Annotated in this window: 14 protein-coding genes and 1 pseudogene; 5 read left to right on the top strand and 10 right to left on the bottom strand. The window is 38.5% G+C overall.

What is annotated here, in order from left to right; translation table 11 throughout:
- Positions 1–583: 583 nt before the first annotated feature.
- Positions 584–3,073 (bottom strand): M14 family zinc carboxypeptidase, encoded by a 2,490-nt coding sequence (locus tag DCS32_RS02155; protein ID WP_108876800.1) that lies wholly within the window; start codon positions 3,071–3,073, stop codon positions 584–586.
- Positions 3,074–3,195: 122 nt separating this feature from the next.
- On the opposite strand from DCS32_RS02155, the gene bshC reads away from it, so the two are divergent.
- Both bshC and DCS32_RS02145 read left to right on the top strand, forming a co-directional pair.
- The gene (gene bshC, locus DCS32_RS02150) at positions 3,196–4,791 is read left to right on the top strand and encodes a bacillithiol biosynthesis cysteine-adding enzyme BshC (RefSeq protein WP_108876799.1); all 1,596 of its coding nucleotides are present in this window, start codon (positions 3,196–3,198) and stop codon (positions 4,789–4,791) included.
- Positions 4,792–4,798: 7 nt separating this feature from the next.
- The gene (locus tag DCS32_RS02145) at positions 4,799–5,200 is read left to right on the top strand and encodes a hypothetical protein (RefSeq protein ID WP_162533577.1); all 402 of its coding nucleotides are present in this window, start codon (positions 4,799–4,801) and stop codon (positions 5,198–5,200) included.
- Positions 5,201–5,204: 4 nt separating this feature from the next.
- On the opposite strand, the gene DCS32_RS16115 is transcribed toward DCS32_RS02145, so the two are convergent.
- Together DCS32_RS16115 and DCS32_RS02135 are read right to left on the bottom strand one after the other, a co-directional pair.
- Positions 5,205–5,615, bottom strand: coding sequence for a hypothetical protein (locus DCS32_RS16115; RefSeq protein WP_204161795.1), 411 nt, complete (start codon positions 5,613–5,615; stop codon positions 5,205–5,207).
- Between the two features lie 12 nt (positions 5,616–5,627).
- A pseudogene (locus tag DCS32_RS02135) lies at positions 5,628–5,882 on the bottom strand (TrmH family RNA methyltransferase); the annotation flags it as partial.
- Between the two features lie 339 nt (positions 5,883–6,221).
- Here DCS32_RS02135 and DCS32_RS02130 point away from each other — a divergent pair.
- Positions 6,222–7,601: a spondin domain-containing protein gene (locus DCS32_RS02130; protein WP_108876797.1), complete on the top strand. Its 1,380-nt coding sequence runs from the start codon at positions 6,222–6,224 to the stop codon at positions 7,599–7,601.
- 287 nt (positions 7,602–7,888) lie between these two features.
- On the opposite strand, the gene DCS32_RS02125 is transcribed toward DCS32_RS02130, so the two are convergent.
- Positions 7,889–8,359, bottom strand: coding sequence for a tRNA (cytidine(34)-2'-O)-methyltransferase (locus DCS32_RS02125; protein ID WP_204161811.1), 471 nt, complete (start codon positions 8,357–8,359; stop codon positions 7,889–7,891).
- Between the two features lie 148 nt (positions 8,360–8,507).
- Here DCS32_RS02125 and DCS32_RS02120 point away from each other — a divergent pair, with 148 nt between their 5' ends.
- A complete protein-coding gene (locus tag DCS32_RS02120; RefSeq protein WP_225969287.1) occupies positions 8,508–9,656 on the top strand; it encodes a BamA/TamA family outer membrane protein in 1,149 nt (382 codons plus the stop codon).
- Positions 9,657–9,743: 87 nt separating this feature from the next.
- Positions 9,744–11,066, top strand: coding sequence for a M24 family metallopeptidase (locus DCS32_RS02115; RefSeq protein ID WP_108876794.1), 1,323 nt, complete (start codon positions 9,744–9,746; stop codon positions 11,064–11,066).
- Between the two features lie 4 nt (positions 11,067–11,070).
- Here DCS32_RS02115 and DCS32_RS02110 read toward each other — a convergent pair whose 3' ends face one another.
- The 6 genes from DCS32_RS02110 to DCS32_RS02085 form a co-directional block, all read right to left on the bottom strand.
- Complete coding sequence (locus tag DCS32_RS02110; RefSeq protein WP_108876793.1) at positions 11,071–12,087, bottom strand: glycosyltransferase family 2 protein; 1,017 nt, start codon at positions 12,085–12,087, stop codon at positions 11,071–11,073.
- Positions 12,078–13,070, bottom strand: a complete 993-nt coding sequence (locus DCS32_RS02105) for an NAD-dependent epimerase/dehydratase family protein (protein WP_108876792.1) — start codon at positions 13,068–13,070, stop codon at positions 12,078–12,080. Before DCS32_RS02105 ends, DCS32_RS02110 begins: the two co-directional genes overlap by 10 nt.
- Before the next feature lie 91 nt (positions 13,071–13,161).
- Positions 13,162–13,629 carry a sterol desaturase family protein gene (locus tag DCS32_RS02100; RefSeq protein WP_108876791.1) on the bottom strand — a complete coding sequence of 156 codons (468 nt, stop codon included), beginning with the start codon at positions 13,627–13,629 and terminating at the stop codon, positions 13,162–13,164.
- A gap of 16 nt (positions 13,630–13,645) precedes the next feature.
- Positions 13,646–14,485 carry a phytoene/squalene synthase family protein gene (locus DCS32_RS02095; RefSeq protein ID WP_108876790.1) on the bottom strand — a complete coding sequence of 280 codons (840 nt, stop codon included), beginning with the start codon at positions 14,483–14,485 and terminating at the stop codon, positions 13,646–13,648.
- Position 14,486: 1 nt separating this feature from the next.
- Positions 14,487–15,947 (bottom strand): phytoene desaturase family protein, encoded by a 1,461-nt coding sequence (locus DCS32_RS02090; RefSeq protein WP_108876789.1) that lies wholly within the window; start codon positions 15,945–15,947, stop codon positions 14,487–14,489.
- The gene (locus DCS32_RS02085) at positions 15,940–16,869 is read right to left on the bottom strand and encodes a MerR family transcriptional regulator (RefSeq protein ID WP_108876788.1); all 930 of its coding nucleotides are present in this window, start codon (positions 16,867–16,869) and stop codon (positions 15,940–15,942) included. The genes DCS32_RS02090 and DCS32_RS02085 overlap by 8 nt, the downstream gene beginning before the upstream one ends.
- Positions 16,870–16,958 lie beyond the last annotated feature (89 nt).

Raw genomic sequence — 16,958 nt, 5'->3', positions numbered from 1 at the left:
AGGTTTTTCCATTCCAATTCCCTCCCTTCAGGGTTGGGGAAAGGAATTGCCAGCCGAAAAGTTTTCCCCCGTCGCTAAAGGGGGACTTTTCTTAGGAAATTGGGCATCTAAAAAACGCGACCTACCCACAACAGTGTCCCTCTTCCAAGAGGGAGTCAGGGAGATGTTCGCAAGAGTGAGTAAACTAGAATTTTTTCCATTCCAATTCCCACCCTTCAGGGGCGGGGAAAGGAATTGGCCGACTGATTCATTGTCGGGGAAAGCAATTGCCAGCCGAAAAGTTTTCCCCGTCCCTAAAGGGTGAACTTTTCTTAAAATATTTAGACATTAAAATAACGCGACCTACTCACAACAGTGTCCCTCTTCCAAGAGGGAGTCAGGGAGATGTCCACAGGAGTGAGTAAATAAACTAAAAATTTCTAACTCCAATTCCCACCCTTCAGGGGCGGGGAAAGGAATTGGGAGACTGATTTAAGCTAGGGCAAAATAAATTGGCAGAATGACTAAGGGTTGGGGAAAGGAATTGGAACAAAAAAAAAGCCCTGAAATACAGGGCATTTTTTTGTTTTAGTAAGCGTTGTATTTACAACCTATACTTCCCATTATTAGTCAAGAAAATAGCATTGGCAAAAAACAACTTCCCATTATGCCAGAAAGCTCTAAAAAGTGGGTCATCTACCATGTAGATTACACTTCCACGTCCCATGCGTTCTTCTCCAAAAATAAGAGACTTGCTCAGTTTTGCTTTTGCATTATCACCTGCAAATCCTGCAACGTTGGTCACTTCTTCTGGAATGTAAGACACGTTAAAACCTTTGTCCAAATATGAATAAGAGTTGCTTCCTAGTTTTAAAGAGTAATAGGTGTCATCGTACCCAAAAGCCATGGGATGTGTAGGATCTACTTTGGTTTTAAAGATAGAACCTGTTATAAAGTTTGTCGTGCTTGCGTTCTCGCGTTCTGCATATGGAATGAGATTATCATCGCTCGAAGTATCGTCTTCGTCACTTGAATTGCTGTTGCGTTTTAAGTTAAATCCAGATTTTTTAGCAAAACTTCCTACAGCATTCGCTATCGCGATTACTTTTCCGCCACCGCGTACAAAATCTTTTACTTTATCTAGCGTACTATCATTCAGCACGCTTCCGTACCAACCGCTAGGCATTACAAGTACGTCAAAATCTTCTAGGTTAATGCGTCCTAAATTACCAGTATCAATTGAGGTAGCTGGATATCCTAGTGTTTGCTCAAAGAAATACCAAGTGGCTCCATAGCTTAATGATGAGGTTCCATCTCCTTTTAATAAGGCAATTTTCGGCGGATTGATGAGCTTCATAGATGATGATCCAAAGTCAGGTCCGGAGGTCGAAAATGAAGTGTTAGTTGCATTAAGGGTCCTGTTATGCTTTCGCGAAAGCGTATTTACAACCTCATTAAAATCTGTACGTCCTTTGTTATCACTTTTTGTAATTACTAGCGATCCTCGCTCATAAGAGATACCATTATTTGCAAAAGGCTTTTCTGTAAAACGTACTTTAATACCTTCTTTTAATAGCGCAGCAAGTAGCTTTGCATCTTCAAGGCTATTCCACTTTGCGATATAACCTGCTGCATTTGCATTCAGGTTTGAGTTGTTTGTAGTAAAAGGATTTGCCGCATTTGCAGTAACTAGTGATGTGCTTGCTACAGCATTAAGTCCATAAGCGTGTGGTAAACTCCAGGCAGTAATGTCGTAGGTAAGTGGTGTGCTCAGTTTTGCATCTGGCTCAAGAAGCGCTTTTACCATTTTACCTTTTGGCTGATTAGTACTCACGACCATTGCCATGTCATAACTCATGCTTCCTTGACCGTTTGAGATATAAGAAAATCCTGAGGCTTTCCCGTTTGATGAGAAGCCATATTTGATCTCGTGTCTGTCTAGCAGTGTTGCAAGTTCTTTAAGATTGTCTAGATTTCCAGAAAGTACGTAGCTTTTATATTTAAGGCCGCTTGTATTAAAGTAGTCTTTAAACTGGGTGTTGAGTTTACCAGCATTGGCAGAAGATATTTCTATAGTAGAAAGTCCTGTGGTTTTATGATGTGCCACACGATCTACAAGTGTAAGTTCAAAACCTTGATCTGTATCTATTCCTAATCCTGCACGACCGTGACCGGCTTGCTCGTAGGTCATCCCTATTGCACCCATAAACATAGGGTACGTATCTCCGTATGATGGATAGAGTAAGTCAAAACTCTCTCCGGTAAAAAATAGCCAACCTTCTTTATCAAAATAGCGAGCGTGGTTTTTTCCTATTTCTACTTGGAATTCTTGTTGCCAGTCTGTGATGATCTCATTAAAAGGCTCTGCTGCTGGAGCAAAGTAATAAGGACTATTAATGCCTTGCTCGTGAAAGTCTACATGCACATGCGGCATCCATTTATTGTAAACTTTTAATCGTTGCTGTGATTCTACTTGAGAAGCCCAAGCCCAATCACGGTTTAGGTCAAAAAGGTAGTGATTAGGTCTTCCTCCTGGCCACGGCTCATCATGCTCTGCAGCTACTTGAGCTGGATCGTAAGGTGTAGATGCCACTTGGTTAAACCAGTTTGAATAGCGATCACGTCCATCTGGATTTACACAGGGATCTATAATCACCACAGTGTTTTCAAGCCAATCTTTTTTTGTAGTAACAAGCTCATAAAGGGTAGCCATAGATGCCTCTGTTGAGGAAGCTTCATTACCATGTACGTTATAAGAAAGCCATACAATCGCCTTATCTGCCGCACCAGAGTTGCCAGAGGCAATACCTGTTTGCTCAAGATTTGCTTTACGTATGTTTTCTAGATTGTTGTGATTTGCTGCTGTTGTGATAACTGCATAAGTAAGAGGTCTGCGCTCATTTGTTTTACCATATGTTTGATACGTTACTAGGTCACTATTTTCCGCAACATGCTCAAAGTAACGCACCACATCTGAGTGGCGTGAGAACTGTGTTCCTATCTCGTAGCCCAGAAATTCTGATGGAGATTGTACTTGTGCAGTGAGTAATGTTGTGAGGAATAAGGCGACAAAAAAGCTGTAAATTCTGTGCATTTGGTTGGTTTTTAGCAAAAGCTAAAGCTATAAAAAGAGCTCGCCGCAAATCAGCGTTTTAACGTTTTTTTGGGAAAACTCGCTATTTAACGGATTTATCTTTACTATCTAAACCATAATTTATGCCAACTGACTGTCTGCCGTACCGTGAAACTGGGTATTTTTCTAATCTTATCACAAACTATCTAGATCAAGAAGAAGCACTTAAGCCCTTTTATCACAGATTTCCTACAGCAGATAATCTTATCAAACAGGCAGAAGAGAAGGGGCAATTTTTTAGTCCGCTTTCGCGAAAGCGTTTATATGATTCCCTCATCGCGCAATATAAAAATACAAACACCTCTGCCGAGACGCAGCTCAACTTAGAGCATCTAGCCAGCGAAAATACCTTTACCATCACCACAGGGCACCAGCTCAATTTATTTACCGGGCCGCTCTACTTTTTATATAAAATTATCTCTGTCATTAATCTCTGCAAGGAGCTTAAAGAGAAAGATCCAGACCGCAATTATGTACCTATTTACTGGATGGCGACAGAGGATCACGATTTTGACGAGATTAACTACTTCAATTTCCAAGGCAAAAAAGTACATTGGAATCGTGAGGACGGTGGCGCCGTAGGCGAACTCTCAACCGAAGGACTGGCGGAAGTATTAGCATTATTTAAAACACAGCTAGGGACTTCAAGAAATGCAGAGTACCTCTCAAAACTTTTTAGTGATGCGTATCTCAATCACGATAACCTGGCAGATGCAACGCGCTATCTGGGTAACGAGCTTTTTGGTGAGTACGGCCTTGTCATTGTAGACGGGAATGATGCGGGACTCAAAGAGCTATTTGCTCCTTATGTACAACGAGAATTGTTTGAGGGCGTGTCGCACGCAAAGGTGACAGAGCAAACCGAGCAACTCACTACGCTAGGGTATGCAGAGCAAGTACACCCTCGTGAGATAAACTTGTTTTACATAAAAGAGGGCATACGTGAGCGTATTATCAAAGTGGATGATATGTATGTGGTAAATGATACAGATATCCGCTTTCGCGAAAATGAGATACTCGACGAGCTTGCTAACCACCCAGAACGGTTCTCGCCTAACGCCTTGCTGAGACCACTTTTTCAAGAAGTGATTTTACCGAATCTCTGCTATGTAGGTGGAGGCGGAGAGCTGGCGTATTGGTTCCAGCTCAAAACATATTTTGATGAAGTGGGAGTTCCATTTCCGGCATTATTGCTTCGTAACTCGGCATTAATACGTACCGAAAAGCAACGTACAAAGGCTGAAAATCTAGGCGTGTCGTTGCCAAATTTGTTTCTAAAACAAAACGAACTCATTAACCGAAAGGTGCGTGCCATCTCAAATATAGAGATAGACTTCTCTGCACAACGCAGCTTTTTAAGAGAGCAGTTTAAAGCAATGCACTTACTAGCCGAAGAGACAGACGCTAGTTTTATAGGAGCCGTAAAAGCACAAGAGGTAAAACAACTCAAAGGTTTAGAAAACTTAGAAAGTAGATTGCTGCGCGCACAAAAACGTAAGCTAAGTGATCACGTACAGCGTCTAGTAGATTTACAAAACGAAGTATTCCCAATGCAAAGCCTGCAAGAAAGAAACACCAACTTCTCACAGTTTTATCTAGAATTTGGCGAGCAATTAATCCCTGAACTAGTAAATGCTCTTGAGCCATTAGGAGGAGAGTTTACGGTGGTTACTTTGTAGGGGATAGATGAGAGAAGAAGCTATCAAAAAATACTATTTGGGATTTGGTGTTTTGAATCTTATTCTTTCTTTGCTTTCGATTTTATTTTCGAGTGAGGAGAGTTTAATAGCTCGTTTTCAGTTTATGATATTAATCAATTTGTTATATCACATACTGTTTGGATTTTTTGCATTTATCTCAATAATGTCACTGCCATTTAAAAATGATTTTGAGAAATACGCCGTAACCTCAATTATTTGGTTTTTTATGATTTTTGGATCAATCCTTTTAATTGTTATGTGCATTTTATTGCTTCATAACGCTTTTCAAATTGGTGAGTATGACGTTTGTTTTGGTGTAATTGTTCCTTTGGGTTTCTTTCTTGGTATATACTTATCTTGGGTTAAAGTGAGAAAATATCTGGGATAATTATTTATTTTGAATTTATCATCTTTTTTATAGAGTCAGAATCTACATGAAGAGATTCTAGGATATATTTTGCATAATTTTTACTAGATATTTTAAATATATCAAACTGCTCTAATAGACCTGTTCGAAACAATCTCTCATTGACTGTCATAGAAGATAAACCTTCAATGTTAGAAATTCCTTCATTTACCTTTTTTTGTAAATTGAACCACTCTAGTTGGTTTTCTATACGTTTTATTATAACGGAATCTTCATCATTATATATATCCCTTAAATTATAAGTTGGTCGTGATGAGTTGTTTTTAATGAATTCATTAATACCAGGATTAAATATGGCTTGACCAAATCGTTGATCTGGATATCTTTCAAGATAGCTTGATAATATGTCTAAAATGAGTTTGTGTTCTTTTTTCATCTTGTAAATTTATTACCCCAACTGCCTTATCCCCTCATAAGCCACAATTCCCACGGCATTTGCAAGATTTAAGCTTCTGATGTGTTCATTAAATAATGGGATTTTATAAAGTTGGTCGGGGTGTTTTTCGGTGATTTCTTTTGGGAGTCCTTTAGATTCTTTTCCAAAGATTAGAAATAGATCATCCTCAAAAGGAATGTTATAATGTGATTTTGTGCCGTGACTGGAAAGAAATATCATTTTCGCGAAAGCGTTCTCTTTAAAAAACATGAAAGTTACTATTATAATTACATGTATAGGCATTTGATAATATCAATGAGAACTACAAGGTTTATGCAATCTATCTATACATAAAGATTCTACGTTGCTTTGAAAGTAACACGCTCAGCATGAACCTTTAATATTCCTTTTTAACGTTATATTTTCCTTTTCATCAGCTTATTTGTATGTAAAACATTGATTTTAAGGATATTGAATTTATTTATTGATTTTTTCCTTTTTAGCGTTCTAATTTCCCGCTCATCTCTTTTTAATTGTAAAAACGTTCCATGCAGGTGCATCTTTGTGCCATTATTAAACGTAAACAATTACATAAATATTTAAAAAATGAAAAAATCAATTTTATCTTTAGCTATTGCTGGAATGGCAATTTTAGGATCTTGCTCATCAGATGAGGAAACCGTTGAAGCAACATCAATTCCTACTGTAGAAACCGCGGTGAGTACTAGTACCTTTAGAATTACATTGCGTAATGCTATTAATTTCTTAAGTGCAGACACTATAGGAGATGCGCCTTTAACTACAACAGGGCAGACCTATGTAACTACATTTAAAGCACCTAAAGGAACGTACTTGAGCTTTGCAAATATGTTTGCTCAAAGTAATGACTGGTTTTTTGCTCCTGCTAGCACGGGCATTAAATTATGGGATAACATGGTGCCACTTACTGGAGATATCTCAGATCAAATTATAGTTTGGGATGCAGGAAGTGAGGAAGAGGAAGATTTTCTTACAGATTTTCCTAATACCATGTTTACCGCACCAAATCAAAGCGAGCCAAACTCAGGTCCTGCAGATGATAATAATAACGTAAGAAACACAGGACGCAATATACGTAACTACCTAACGGCAAATCTAGCGTATGACCCTTCTTCAAAGGAGTTTACTCTTACCATTACAAAGGCAAATAGAGAAGCACTCCATAATCCTGGATTTATTACCCCTGGTATCTTGGTGATACATACGCAAGACAATGCACTATTTGTTGCAAATGAACCACTTCTCAATAATGGTCTAGAAGGTCTTGCAGAAGATGGCTCTCCTGCAGCAATATATGAATGGTTTACAGAGGTGGGTAGCACTGGTGCTCCTTTAAGATTATCATCTTCTTACTCCGTATTATCTCCTGCTGTTGCTTATGTGCATGATGGAGAACAGACACCTTTATTCACAAATGGAGAAGCTATAACAACAGATAATGGCTTAGAGGAGCTTGCAGAAGATGGATCTAATGAAATTGCTTTTAATTACTTAAATGCAATGGATAATGTTACTGCCATGCGCACTACTACACCTGCTACTCCTGGAGAATCTATGGTAATAGAAATTGAAGCAGCTCCTGGGCAGCGACTTAACTTTGCAACAATGCTTATTTCTTCAAATGATTGGTTTATTTCAAACAATCAAGCTGGTATTACCCTTTTTAATGAAGACGGAACGCCTAAAAGCTCTTTTGATATAAGCAAGAATTATTTATATGATGCAGGTACAGAAGTTGATCAAATTGTAGGTCAAGGTAATGGGCAACCTATGGGTGGCAATGTTGCTGTGGCAGATGATGCAGATACAACTGTGAGAAGAGTAAGAGCACTAGATGATGTACAGTTTGGTAAAGGTATAATAAGCTCCCCTGCAGGAGTTACTCAGTACTTAGATGAAAGAGGAGGTTATAACTTAATTGAAGTTACAGTAGCATTAATAAATTAATTGTTTGGTTTAGTTTGATTTGTTCGAAAATTGCGTTCTGTTATGGAACGCAATTTTTTTTTACTATTTTTTCTGAGTATCCATAACTTTTGCATTAAAATCAGTTTTCTCAAAAAAACAAAGCGTTTAATGATTTGAAATGATGACTGTACTAGTTGCTTTCTTGAGAAGTATTCTTGAAACTACTAGAAATATATGTTGTTAGTTATCGCTTTCGCGAAAGCGTAACCTTCTATGAATTAAAATTATAAGCAAGGTGCTTTTTTAATTAATAAAACTTTCGGTCGTTAGTCAGTGTTTTTTTTAAAAGTTAACTGTCTTATCCCCTCATAAGCCACTATTCCCACTGCATTTGCAAGATTTAAACTTCTGATGTGCTCGCTAAATAATGGGATCTTATAAAGTTGGTTGGGATATTTTTCAGTGATTTCAATAGGGAGTCCTTTGGACTCTTTCCCAAAAACGAGAAATACCTCTTCTTCAAAAGGGATATCGTAATGTGATTTTGTACCGTGACTGGAAAGAAATACCATTTTCGCGAAAGCGTTCTTCTTAAAAAAGTCTTCTGTACTATCATAATACTGTACGTCTAGATGCTGCCAGTAGTCAAGACCTGCGCGTTTAAGGCGGGTGTCGTCTATCTCAAAACCAAAGGGTTTTACAAGGTGCAACTTGCAGCCAGAACCGAGGGCAAGCCTACCTATGTTACCTGTGTTGTTTGGGATTTCTGGATGTATGAGTACAATATTGAGCATAATGGCTGCTTGATGGGATGTATGGTGTATAAATGGTGTGTGAGATACTAATGTTATCACAAAAACTAAAGCATGTCACGGGCTAAAACCCCCGTCTACAGTATCTTTATCCAAAAATAGCATTTTGAGAGTAAACTACTTCCCCCAAACATTGATATATCTTATTGCCATCGTACTTTTTACGGTAGGTAATACACAGACGGCACAAGCACAGGATTTTGAAAAGATTAAAGAGTTCTTTACGTTTCACCCAAACCACAAGGCTGTTGCAAAAGATAGTACTTTATATGCATCTAAGTTTATAGCGGCACCAGTAATGAGCTACAGCCCGGAGACAAATTTTGCCTTTGGAACGGGAGCAAAGTATCTGTTTAAATTTAACGGTAGTGGGGAGGAGACGCGTGTGTCTAATATGCCTATCACGCTGCAGTACACACTCAATAGTCAGTTTTTTGTTTATTCTGGATTTGAGATTTTTACAAACCAAGAGAAGTGGGTGATAGAGGGTAATATCCTTTTTCAAAATTACCCAAGACTGTTTTATGGTTTTGGCACAAACTCACCAGAAAGTGCAGAGGAGGAGTATAATTATTACCAGTTGCTAGTGGAGCCTATCTTTCTAAAACAGGCTTTTACACGTTACCTTTTTGTGGGTGCTGGTGTGCGATTTAATCATATTTACTCTGTTGATATAGAAGAGGGCGGACTAATAGATCAAACTAGACCTACGGGTTATGATGGATCTACATCGCTAGGTGTTGAGGTTGCAGCACTGTATGATAACAGAAACAATGTGCTGAATGCTCAAAATGGATGGTACCTAGAGACCACGAGAGGTCAATATTTTGAGGCGCTTGGAGGTACACATAACTTTGATTTGACACGTTTTGATTTAAGACATTACACAAAGCCATTTGCAGATAAGGATGATATTCTTGCGTTCCAGATGGTGGGAAGATTTACTCGTGGTGACTTACCGTTTTCTGAGTTTTCTTTTCTTGGAGGTAGTGAGATTATGCGTGGTTATAGAGAAGGCCGTTATGTAGGTAGAGATTTACTTGCAAGCCAGGTAGAATATAGAAAGACGTTTAAGAACTCTCGTTTTGGCGCTGTATTATTTGCCGGTGGAGGTGATATCTATAATGATGTGAGCGATTTTCAGTTCAAGAACTTAAAGCCTACCTATGGAGGTGGTCTTCGTTTTATGATAGATAAGGAAGAGCGTCTCAATCTTCGTTTTGATGTAGGTTTTGGTAGAGGCTCTAGTGAGTTTTACTTAGGAATCGCAGAGGCATTTTAATAGCTACCAGCCAGTTTAATTTGCATCATTTTATTTTTAGGGATAGGAACAAAATTTCTATATTACTCTGAAAATAATCTAGATACGATGCTTAAACCTGTACTCTTTTTTCTTACCATTTTTTTAGTTTGTAGTTGTGCTCAACAACAAGAACCAGAAGTTGCCATAAACCCGGAAACTTACTGGGGAGAAAATCCTTGGCCAGACATTAGAAAGAAGCGTATTAGCCAGCTATTACCGCAAGCGCTCAAAACTGCAGAGGTAGATTGCTGGATGACCATTTGTAGAGAAAATAATAATGACCCCATTGCAGATCATATAGGAGGAGAAAATGCTGGTGGTACCGCCGTATTTTTATTTTATAACGACGCAACTGGTTTTCACTCTAAAGTGTTCTCACCTTCTGGAGAAGCAACTGCGCTAGATGATCTAGATATACACGAGGAAGTCGTGAGTGTTGAACGAGGAACATCAGCCATCGAGCAAGCCTCAGATTTTATCAAAACAAAAGATTTTAAAAGTATTGCGGTAAACACATCTTCAAAAAATGTGATGGCAGACGGACTTACGCATACACAGTATGAAGAAATCGCTAGTGCCTTAGGTAACGAAACTTTAAAACTAGTATCCTCTGAAGAGGTGGTGTATGAGTGGTTATCTATAAAGCTACCAGAAGAAGTTGCCATTTTAAAGAAAGCTGCAAAGCTCACTGCCCAGTGGCAGATTGAAGCCTACGAGCAAGTAGTACCTGGCACCTCTACAGATGCAGATATTGCAAAATATTTAAAACAAAGAATGACCGAGTATGGCGTGACAGATGGATGGGCACCTGCTCAAAATCCTAATGTAAATTCTGGGCCAGACCGCGGGCACTCGCACGCTACAGATAAAGTAATTATGCCTGGTGATGTGATACAAATAGATTTTGGCATCAAAGTATATGACAGGTGGGTGACAGATATACAGCGATTTGCATATGTTTTAAAAGAAGGTGAGAGCGAAGCTCCAGATGAGATTATGCACTACTGGGAAAGTTCGAGAGCTGGAAATAGGGCAGCACTGGCTGCGATGAAACCTGGCGTAAAAGGAGTAGATGTAGATAGAGCCCAGCGCGTTCTTATGGAAAAAGCAGGGTCTGATTATGTGATGTGGAGTACGGGCCACCCAGTAGGCTATGTCGCTCACGATGTAGGACCTAATCTAGGAGGTTCTCAAGCATCGCACGTGAGACCAGCCTCAGAAAAAGTAATCAAGGAAGGGATGACGTTTGCCTTTGACGGTTTTCACTCTTGGAAACTAGCAGACGGCGGTGTAAAAACAATGTCTGTTGAGGAGATGGCCGTAGTAACAGAAAATGGAGCGGAGTATCTTATCGCTCCACAAGAAGAACTTGTTATTATTTCAAATTAATTATCTAGGCAAAAAACCAGTAATCTTTCACCGCTTCTTTGCCCCAAGAATCGAGTAGTGCTTGTATTTCCTTTTTTCCATCTGGAGAAGAAACTACAATCATAATCTGCGCATTTTCTATAGATGGAACATCTGTAAAAGATTGCATACGTACATCATAAATGTCTTTACCTATCTGTTTCTCATTATTTGAAACCCAGTGAAAGGTGTCATTATACGATTGTAAAATCTTAGCCATATCTTTACCGTTGCGGCCTGCGCCCCAGAGTACTAGTGGTCGTGTGTTGTCACGATCTATCTCATAGAAGAAACGCATTTTCATATCAAAATAGCGATTGTCTTTATACTCATCCCAAGTACGTGAGATACGGTTAGAGCGATCACGCCAGTGGTGAAGTATCGCATCTACGCCTACAACCTTGAGTCCGTGTTTATACATACGGAAACACAAATCATAATCTTCTGGATAGATAACAGGATCAAAAGCACCTACGGCATCAAAATCATCTTTATGAATCATCCAGCAATGTGACGGGATAACACACTCTTTATAAATTTGCTGGTAGTGTGTGCTTGTTCTCGCCACCTCATTAAGCCAGCGCTCATAGCGTAAAAAACCGTCACCTACCTCGCCCTCATCTACAAAGTGCTCTGTACCTCCAGCAATCACGTGCCCTTTTCCATACTTATGCCATTCATCTACTAATAGCTGAATTTTATAATCCGGCATTTTATCATCCGAGTCCATCCTGTTGAGCAGGGTTCCGCGTACTTCTCTGTATCCACATTGCAATGTAGGGATGAGTTTATAGCCGTCACTGTCAAAAACACGAACGCGTGCATCTTGCTTTGCAAATGCTGCAAGAATCTCTGGAGTTTCATCTGTACTGTGATCATTTACAGCAATAAGTTCCCAGTTTTGATACGTCTGGTTGATAATGGAGTTTATGCAATCGTGTAGGTATGGAGCCGTGTCTTTTACGGCCATTATGATAGATACGAGGGGTTGATTTACTGCCACGATTTTGGTAGGTTTTTTGTGATTTCTATAGGGTCAAAAGTACTACTTTCTCTCGCGCCGTGTTCAGTCACCCATTTTGCGGTTTCTCGTAGTCCTTGTGCAAGTGTTGTGGCTGGTTTTGGAGTAAAGATTTCTGTAAATTTTGAGTGGTCTGCATAGGCGTGTATCACTTCCTCGCGTTGCTCTAGGTGGTTGATGGTCACCTCTTTTTTCATAGCAAGTCCTACTTCTTTAGCTAGTTTGTTTACCGTGTTTTCGGTATCTGCGCCTATGTTAAAGATTTGGTTATCCGCTTTCGCGAAAGCGTAACTAGCCGCAATATAAGGTGCGACATCATCTATGTAGGTAAAAGCACGGGTTTGATTTCCGTCGCCAAAGATGGTAAGCGGTTCGTCCTTTAATATCTGATTCATAAATATACCCACCACATTGCGATACTTATCTCCGATATTTTGTCCAGGCCCATACACATTGTGCGGGCGAAAGATAATATAGTCTAGCCCAAACATTTTATGTGCATTATCCAGATCCATCTCTACCGCATATTTTGCAATACCATAAGGATCTTCTGGTTGTGGTTTTTGAGATTCCTTGAGCGGTAATTCTTGAGTTCCATATACAGCAATAGAGCTTGTAAAGATGAACTTCTTTATGTTGTGATTAACCGCAGCATTAATGAGGTTGATGCTCCCAATGAGGTTATTCTCGTAGTTGAACTTACGTATGAAATGGCTTAATCCTTCAGCAGCATATGCAGCTAGGTGATACACGTAGTCAAAATTATATTGATTAAATATAGCGTCAATAAGTGAGACATCTGTGATAGAGCCATTGATAAATGTTGCGCCTTCTGGAATGTTATCTTCAAAACCACCAGAGAGATCATCAAGTATTACGACTTGATGTTTTAAATCTAGTAAATGACGAGCAACGTGGCTTCCTATAAAGCCAGCGCCACCGGTAACTAATGAGGTTATTTGCATACTGCAAACTTAGAAAAAGGAATTGAGAGGAGTGTTGTTTTGCTTTCGCGAAAGCATAAAAAAACCACCTTTTACAGTGGTCTTTTATATTTTATCTCTTGCTTGCTCTCGCTTGCTTGAAGTATTTAACAGGAGGAAAGAGCATCCCAAAAGATTCTCCATCTCCTTTTCCTAGGTGTTTGTGGTGCATCTTGTGGGCACGCCTTAGTGCTTTTCCATACCATCCATTTGCGTTACGAAATAACTTGAAACGCTGGTGTATAAATATATCATGTACTCCAAAGTATGCAAGACCGTAAGCAAAAATGCCCAGACCTATAGGAAGACCTATCCACACGCCTTCATACCGCCATAATAAGAAACAGCCTATTGAAACTAGTGCATAAAAAATAAAGAAGAGGTCATTTTTTTCCCACCAAGAGTTGTGTTTTTTGTGGTGATGATCTTGATGAAGTGACCATAAAAAGCCGTGCATCACATATTTATGTGTTGCCCAAGCTAGAAATTCCATTACGACGAATGTCATTACAAAAACGAGTATCCAAAGAAATGTTTGCATTAGTATAAGGTAAATTTTAAATGAGGTTTAAACGATATTTCACATAGCTACGAGCCAGTAGACTTGCTTTTACATAGTCTGGTACTCGTACGCGTGTATTTTTAATTTCGGCAGAAGGTACTTTCTTAAGTTTAGTAAGCAGCTTTTTGTAATATCTAAAAGCTGTGTACACTCCAAACTTAGCTTCTATAGGTAGTCTGTTGATTCCTGCAAGACCTTTTGCAAAGTCTTCTTCTATATCTGCAATGATGCTTTGCTTTGAAGCTTCGTCAAGTTCGTGCAGGTTTGTATCTGGAAAATAGGTTCTACTTAGTCCTTCAAAATCTGCTTTGAGATCACGTAAGAAGTTTACCTTTTGAAAGGCAGAGCCTAGACTCATGGCGCTTTCCTTAAGAGATTCATATTGCTCTTTATCCCCTTGCACAAAAACGGTAAGGCACATGAGGCCTACTACATCTGCGCTTCCATAGATGTACTCTCTGTACTCTGCATCAGTCAAGTAGTCTGACTTTGTAAGGTCAAGACGCATACTTTTCATAAAAGCATCTATGTGCTCTTGTTCTATGTCAAACTTGTGTACCGTCTCTTGAAAAGCATTGAGAATCGGGTTTAAGCTTATCTTGTCTTCTAAAGCATTTTTAAGATCTTGATCAAAACGCTCAAAAAGAAGCGCTTTATCATAATCATGAAAAGAGTCTACAATCTCATCTGCAAAGCGTACGAAACCATAAATATTGTAAATGTCCTGTCTTATTGACGGCGCAAGCATCTTTGTAGCGCTGGCAAACGAAGTGCTATAAGATTGGGTAACAACCTTTGCACAACTTCTGGAAACGGTGTCAAATAATGATTTCATATTAACTTTTAATTTTTGCTATAAGTTGAGATGTTAACTTTCCAGATATAAGAGCTGGTGGTACGCCAGGACCAGGAACCGTTAACTGACCAGTAAAATACAAATTTTTCACTTTCTTACTTCGTAAATTAGGTCTAAGAAATGCAGTTTGTTTTAAGGTGTTTGCCATTCCGTATGCATTACCTTTAAAGCTATTGTATTCGCTTATAAAATCTTTAACGCAAAAAGATTCATTAAATAATATGTGACTTCTAAAATCTTGACCAGAAAGTCGCTCTAGCCTTTCCATTATAATGTCAAAATATTTATCTCTAAGTGACTGTGTATCTTCTACTCCTGGTGCTATTGGTATCAAGAAAAATCCATTTTCTTTACCAGCTGGAGCCATAGTCTCATCACTTATGGATGGAAAATTTGCGTAGAATAATGGTTCCTTAGGCCAGGCAAGATCGTCATAAATCGTTCTTGCGTGTTCATTAAAATCCGTATCAAAAAATAAATTATGATGAGCCACTTTTTCAAATTTCTTGTCAAATCCTACATAAAATAGGAGGGAGGATGGTGCAAAAACTCGGCTATCCCAGTATTTTTCTGAATACTGACGATCCGAAGGTTCTAGTAGAGTCTCTGTATGGTGATAGTCTGCGCCACTTACTACGATGTCTGCATTAACCGTTTCTCCATTGACAACAATCCCTTTAGTTACTCCGTTTTCTACAATAATCTTTGACACTCCAGCATTAGTATGCATAGTTACACCTAGACTTTCGGCTAGTGATATCATTCCTTGAATAACAGAATGCATACCACCTTTAGGGTGCCAAGTTCCTAAGCCAAAATCTGCATAGTTCATAAAGCGATAAAAAGCTGGCGTCTTGTCTGGTTTTGCACCAAGAAATAGCACTGGAAATTCTAAAATAGAAACAAGTTTCTCATTTTTAAATGCTTTGCGCACATCGTCACTTATCGTTTTGAAAAATTGTGCAACTCGTACGGCAGTTTCCGGTGTTACTAGTTCAAATGGAGAAAGGCCAGGTTTATTTACTACATCATTAATAGCAATGTCATAATTAACCCCTGCTTCTTTGATAAATTTCTTTAATGCTGGTGAGCTGCCCGGTTCTATACGTTCAAATTCTATAGCAATTTTATCAAGGGTGTCACCTATGGTCACAATCTCATCTGCAAACCAAACATGATATGCAGGGTCCAGTTTTTCTAAGCTGTAATAGTCTGATACCTTCTTTCCAAAATCTCCGAAGAATTTTTCAAAAATATCAGGCATCCAGTACCAGCTAGGGCCCATGTCAAAGGTAAATCCATCACGTTTGAGCTGTCTTGCTCGTCCTCCTAGCGTACTGTTTTTTTCATAAAGGTGAACCTCATTTCCCGATTTGGCAAGATAACTTGCTGCAGATAGAGAGGAAAATCCAGAACCTATGATTATAATTTTTTTATGCATATGATGGGGTAGACTGTTTTATAACATTTACAAACTCTCTTATGCTAAGCATAATATGAATGTTTGAAGGTATTTTACTTTCATCTATTTTACTTGTCATTGCGCCTAATACGTATAAATCTAATTTCTGATTTTCAAAAACAGCATTAAAATCTTCAAAATATTGAGGAATCTCACTTTCTAAAGGATTAACAGTGAAATAAGATGCAAAAGATAGATTAGGATGGTTAACTGAAAGATACTTCAAATTTGAAAGCATGATACTTTGCCCTAAGTAAATAACTTTATATCCATGAGAAACTAATTCGTAATTAAGAAATAACAGTCCTAATTCGTGTATTTCGTTCTCAGGCAGAAAAAGCGCAAATGTCTTCTCTTTTAACGGTGGGACACTGATTTGTGTTTTTTCAATATTAATAAGAATTTTATGCTTAATGAGATTGAATATAAAATGCTCATGCGATGGGTTGATCGTATCTGTTTGCCATAATAGTCCAATCTCATGAAGTAGTGGTATAAAAACCTCGTAAAATATATCTACAAAGGGTTTTGTCTCATTGAGCGCATTGTAGGTTTTATGAAATAAGTTTTGATCAAAATTCATCATTGCTATTTTAAAAGAATTAATAGCATGATTCTCACTAGACTCATTAGATTCAGAAATTAAGCTTGCAACAAGTACTGCTATTTCTTTCGTAGAGTGACGGGCAATTTTTGAGATTTTGTATTTATGCTCCGTAAGAAAAACTACATTAAGTAATTTTTGTAAATCGCTTAGTGCATATGTTCTAATATTGGTGTCCGTACGTTGTGGTTCAAGGAGTCCATATCTTTTTTCCCATATACGTATAGTATGCGCCTTAATGCCACTTAGGCCTTCAAGGTCCTTTATACTAAATTTTGTCTTTACAGCATTTTTCATAAAACTCCTTATTTATATGTAAAAGTATGGAATTAAATTATTTTGTTTAACCTATGAGTATTAAAATTTAAACAAAGTTTATGAAAATG

Source organism: Dokdonia sp. Dokd-P16 (assembly GCF_003095655.1).
Lineage (GTDB): Bacteria > Bacteroidota > Bacteroidia > Flavobacteriales > Flavobacteriaceae > Dokdonia.
This window is presented reverse-complemented; position numbering and strand designations above follow the sequence as displayed.

What these genes read in the sequence shown, in the direction of transcription:
- DCS32_RS02155 (WP_108876800.1), bottom strand. Translation starts at nt 3,073, where the DNA reads ATGCACAGAATTTACAGCTTTTTTGTCGCCTTATTCCTCACAACATTA.
- bshC (WP_108876799.1), top strand. Translation starts at nt 3,196, where the DNA reads ATGCCAACTGACTGTCTGCCGTACCGTGAAACTGGGTATTTTTCTAAT.
- DCS32_RS02145 (WP_162533577.1), top strand. Translation starts at nt 4,799, where the DNA reads ATGAGAGAAGAAGCTATCAAAAAATACTATTTGGGATTTGGTGTTTTG.
- DCS32_RS16115 (WP_204161795.1), bottom strand. Translation starts at nt 5,615, where the DNA reads ATGAAAAAAGAACACAAACTCATTTTAGACATATTATCAAGCTATCTT.
- DCS32_RS02130 (WP_108876797.1), top strand. Translation starts at nt 6,222, where the DNA reads ATGAAAAAATCAATTTTATCTTTAGCTATTGCTGGAATGGCAATTTTA.
- DCS32_RS02115 (WP_108876794.1), top strand. Translation starts at nt 9,744, where the DNA reads ATGCTTAAACCTGTACTCTTTTTTCTTACCATTTTTTTAGTTTGTAGT.
- DCS32_RS02105 (WP_108876792.1), bottom strand. Translation starts at nt 13,070, where the DNA reads ATGCAAATAACCTCATTAGTTACCGGTGGCGCTGGCTTTATAGGAAGC.
- DCS32_RS02100 (WP_108876791.1), bottom strand. Translation starts at nt 13,629, where the DNA reads ATGCAAACATTTCTTTGGATACTCGTTTTTGTAATGACATTCGTCGTA.
- DCS32_RS02095 (WP_108876790.1), bottom strand. Translation starts at nt 14,485, where the DNA reads ATGAAATCATTATTTGACACCGTTTCCAGAAGTTGTGCAAAGGTTGTT.
- DCS32_RS02090 (WP_108876789.1), bottom strand. Translation starts at nt 15,947, where the DNA reads ATGCATAAAAAAATTATAATCATAGGTTCTGGATTTTCCTCTCTATCT.
- DCS32_RS02085 (WP_108876788.1), bottom strand. Translation starts at nt 16,869, where the DNA reads ATGAAAAATGCTGTAAAGACAAAATTTAGTATAAAGGACCTTGAAGGC.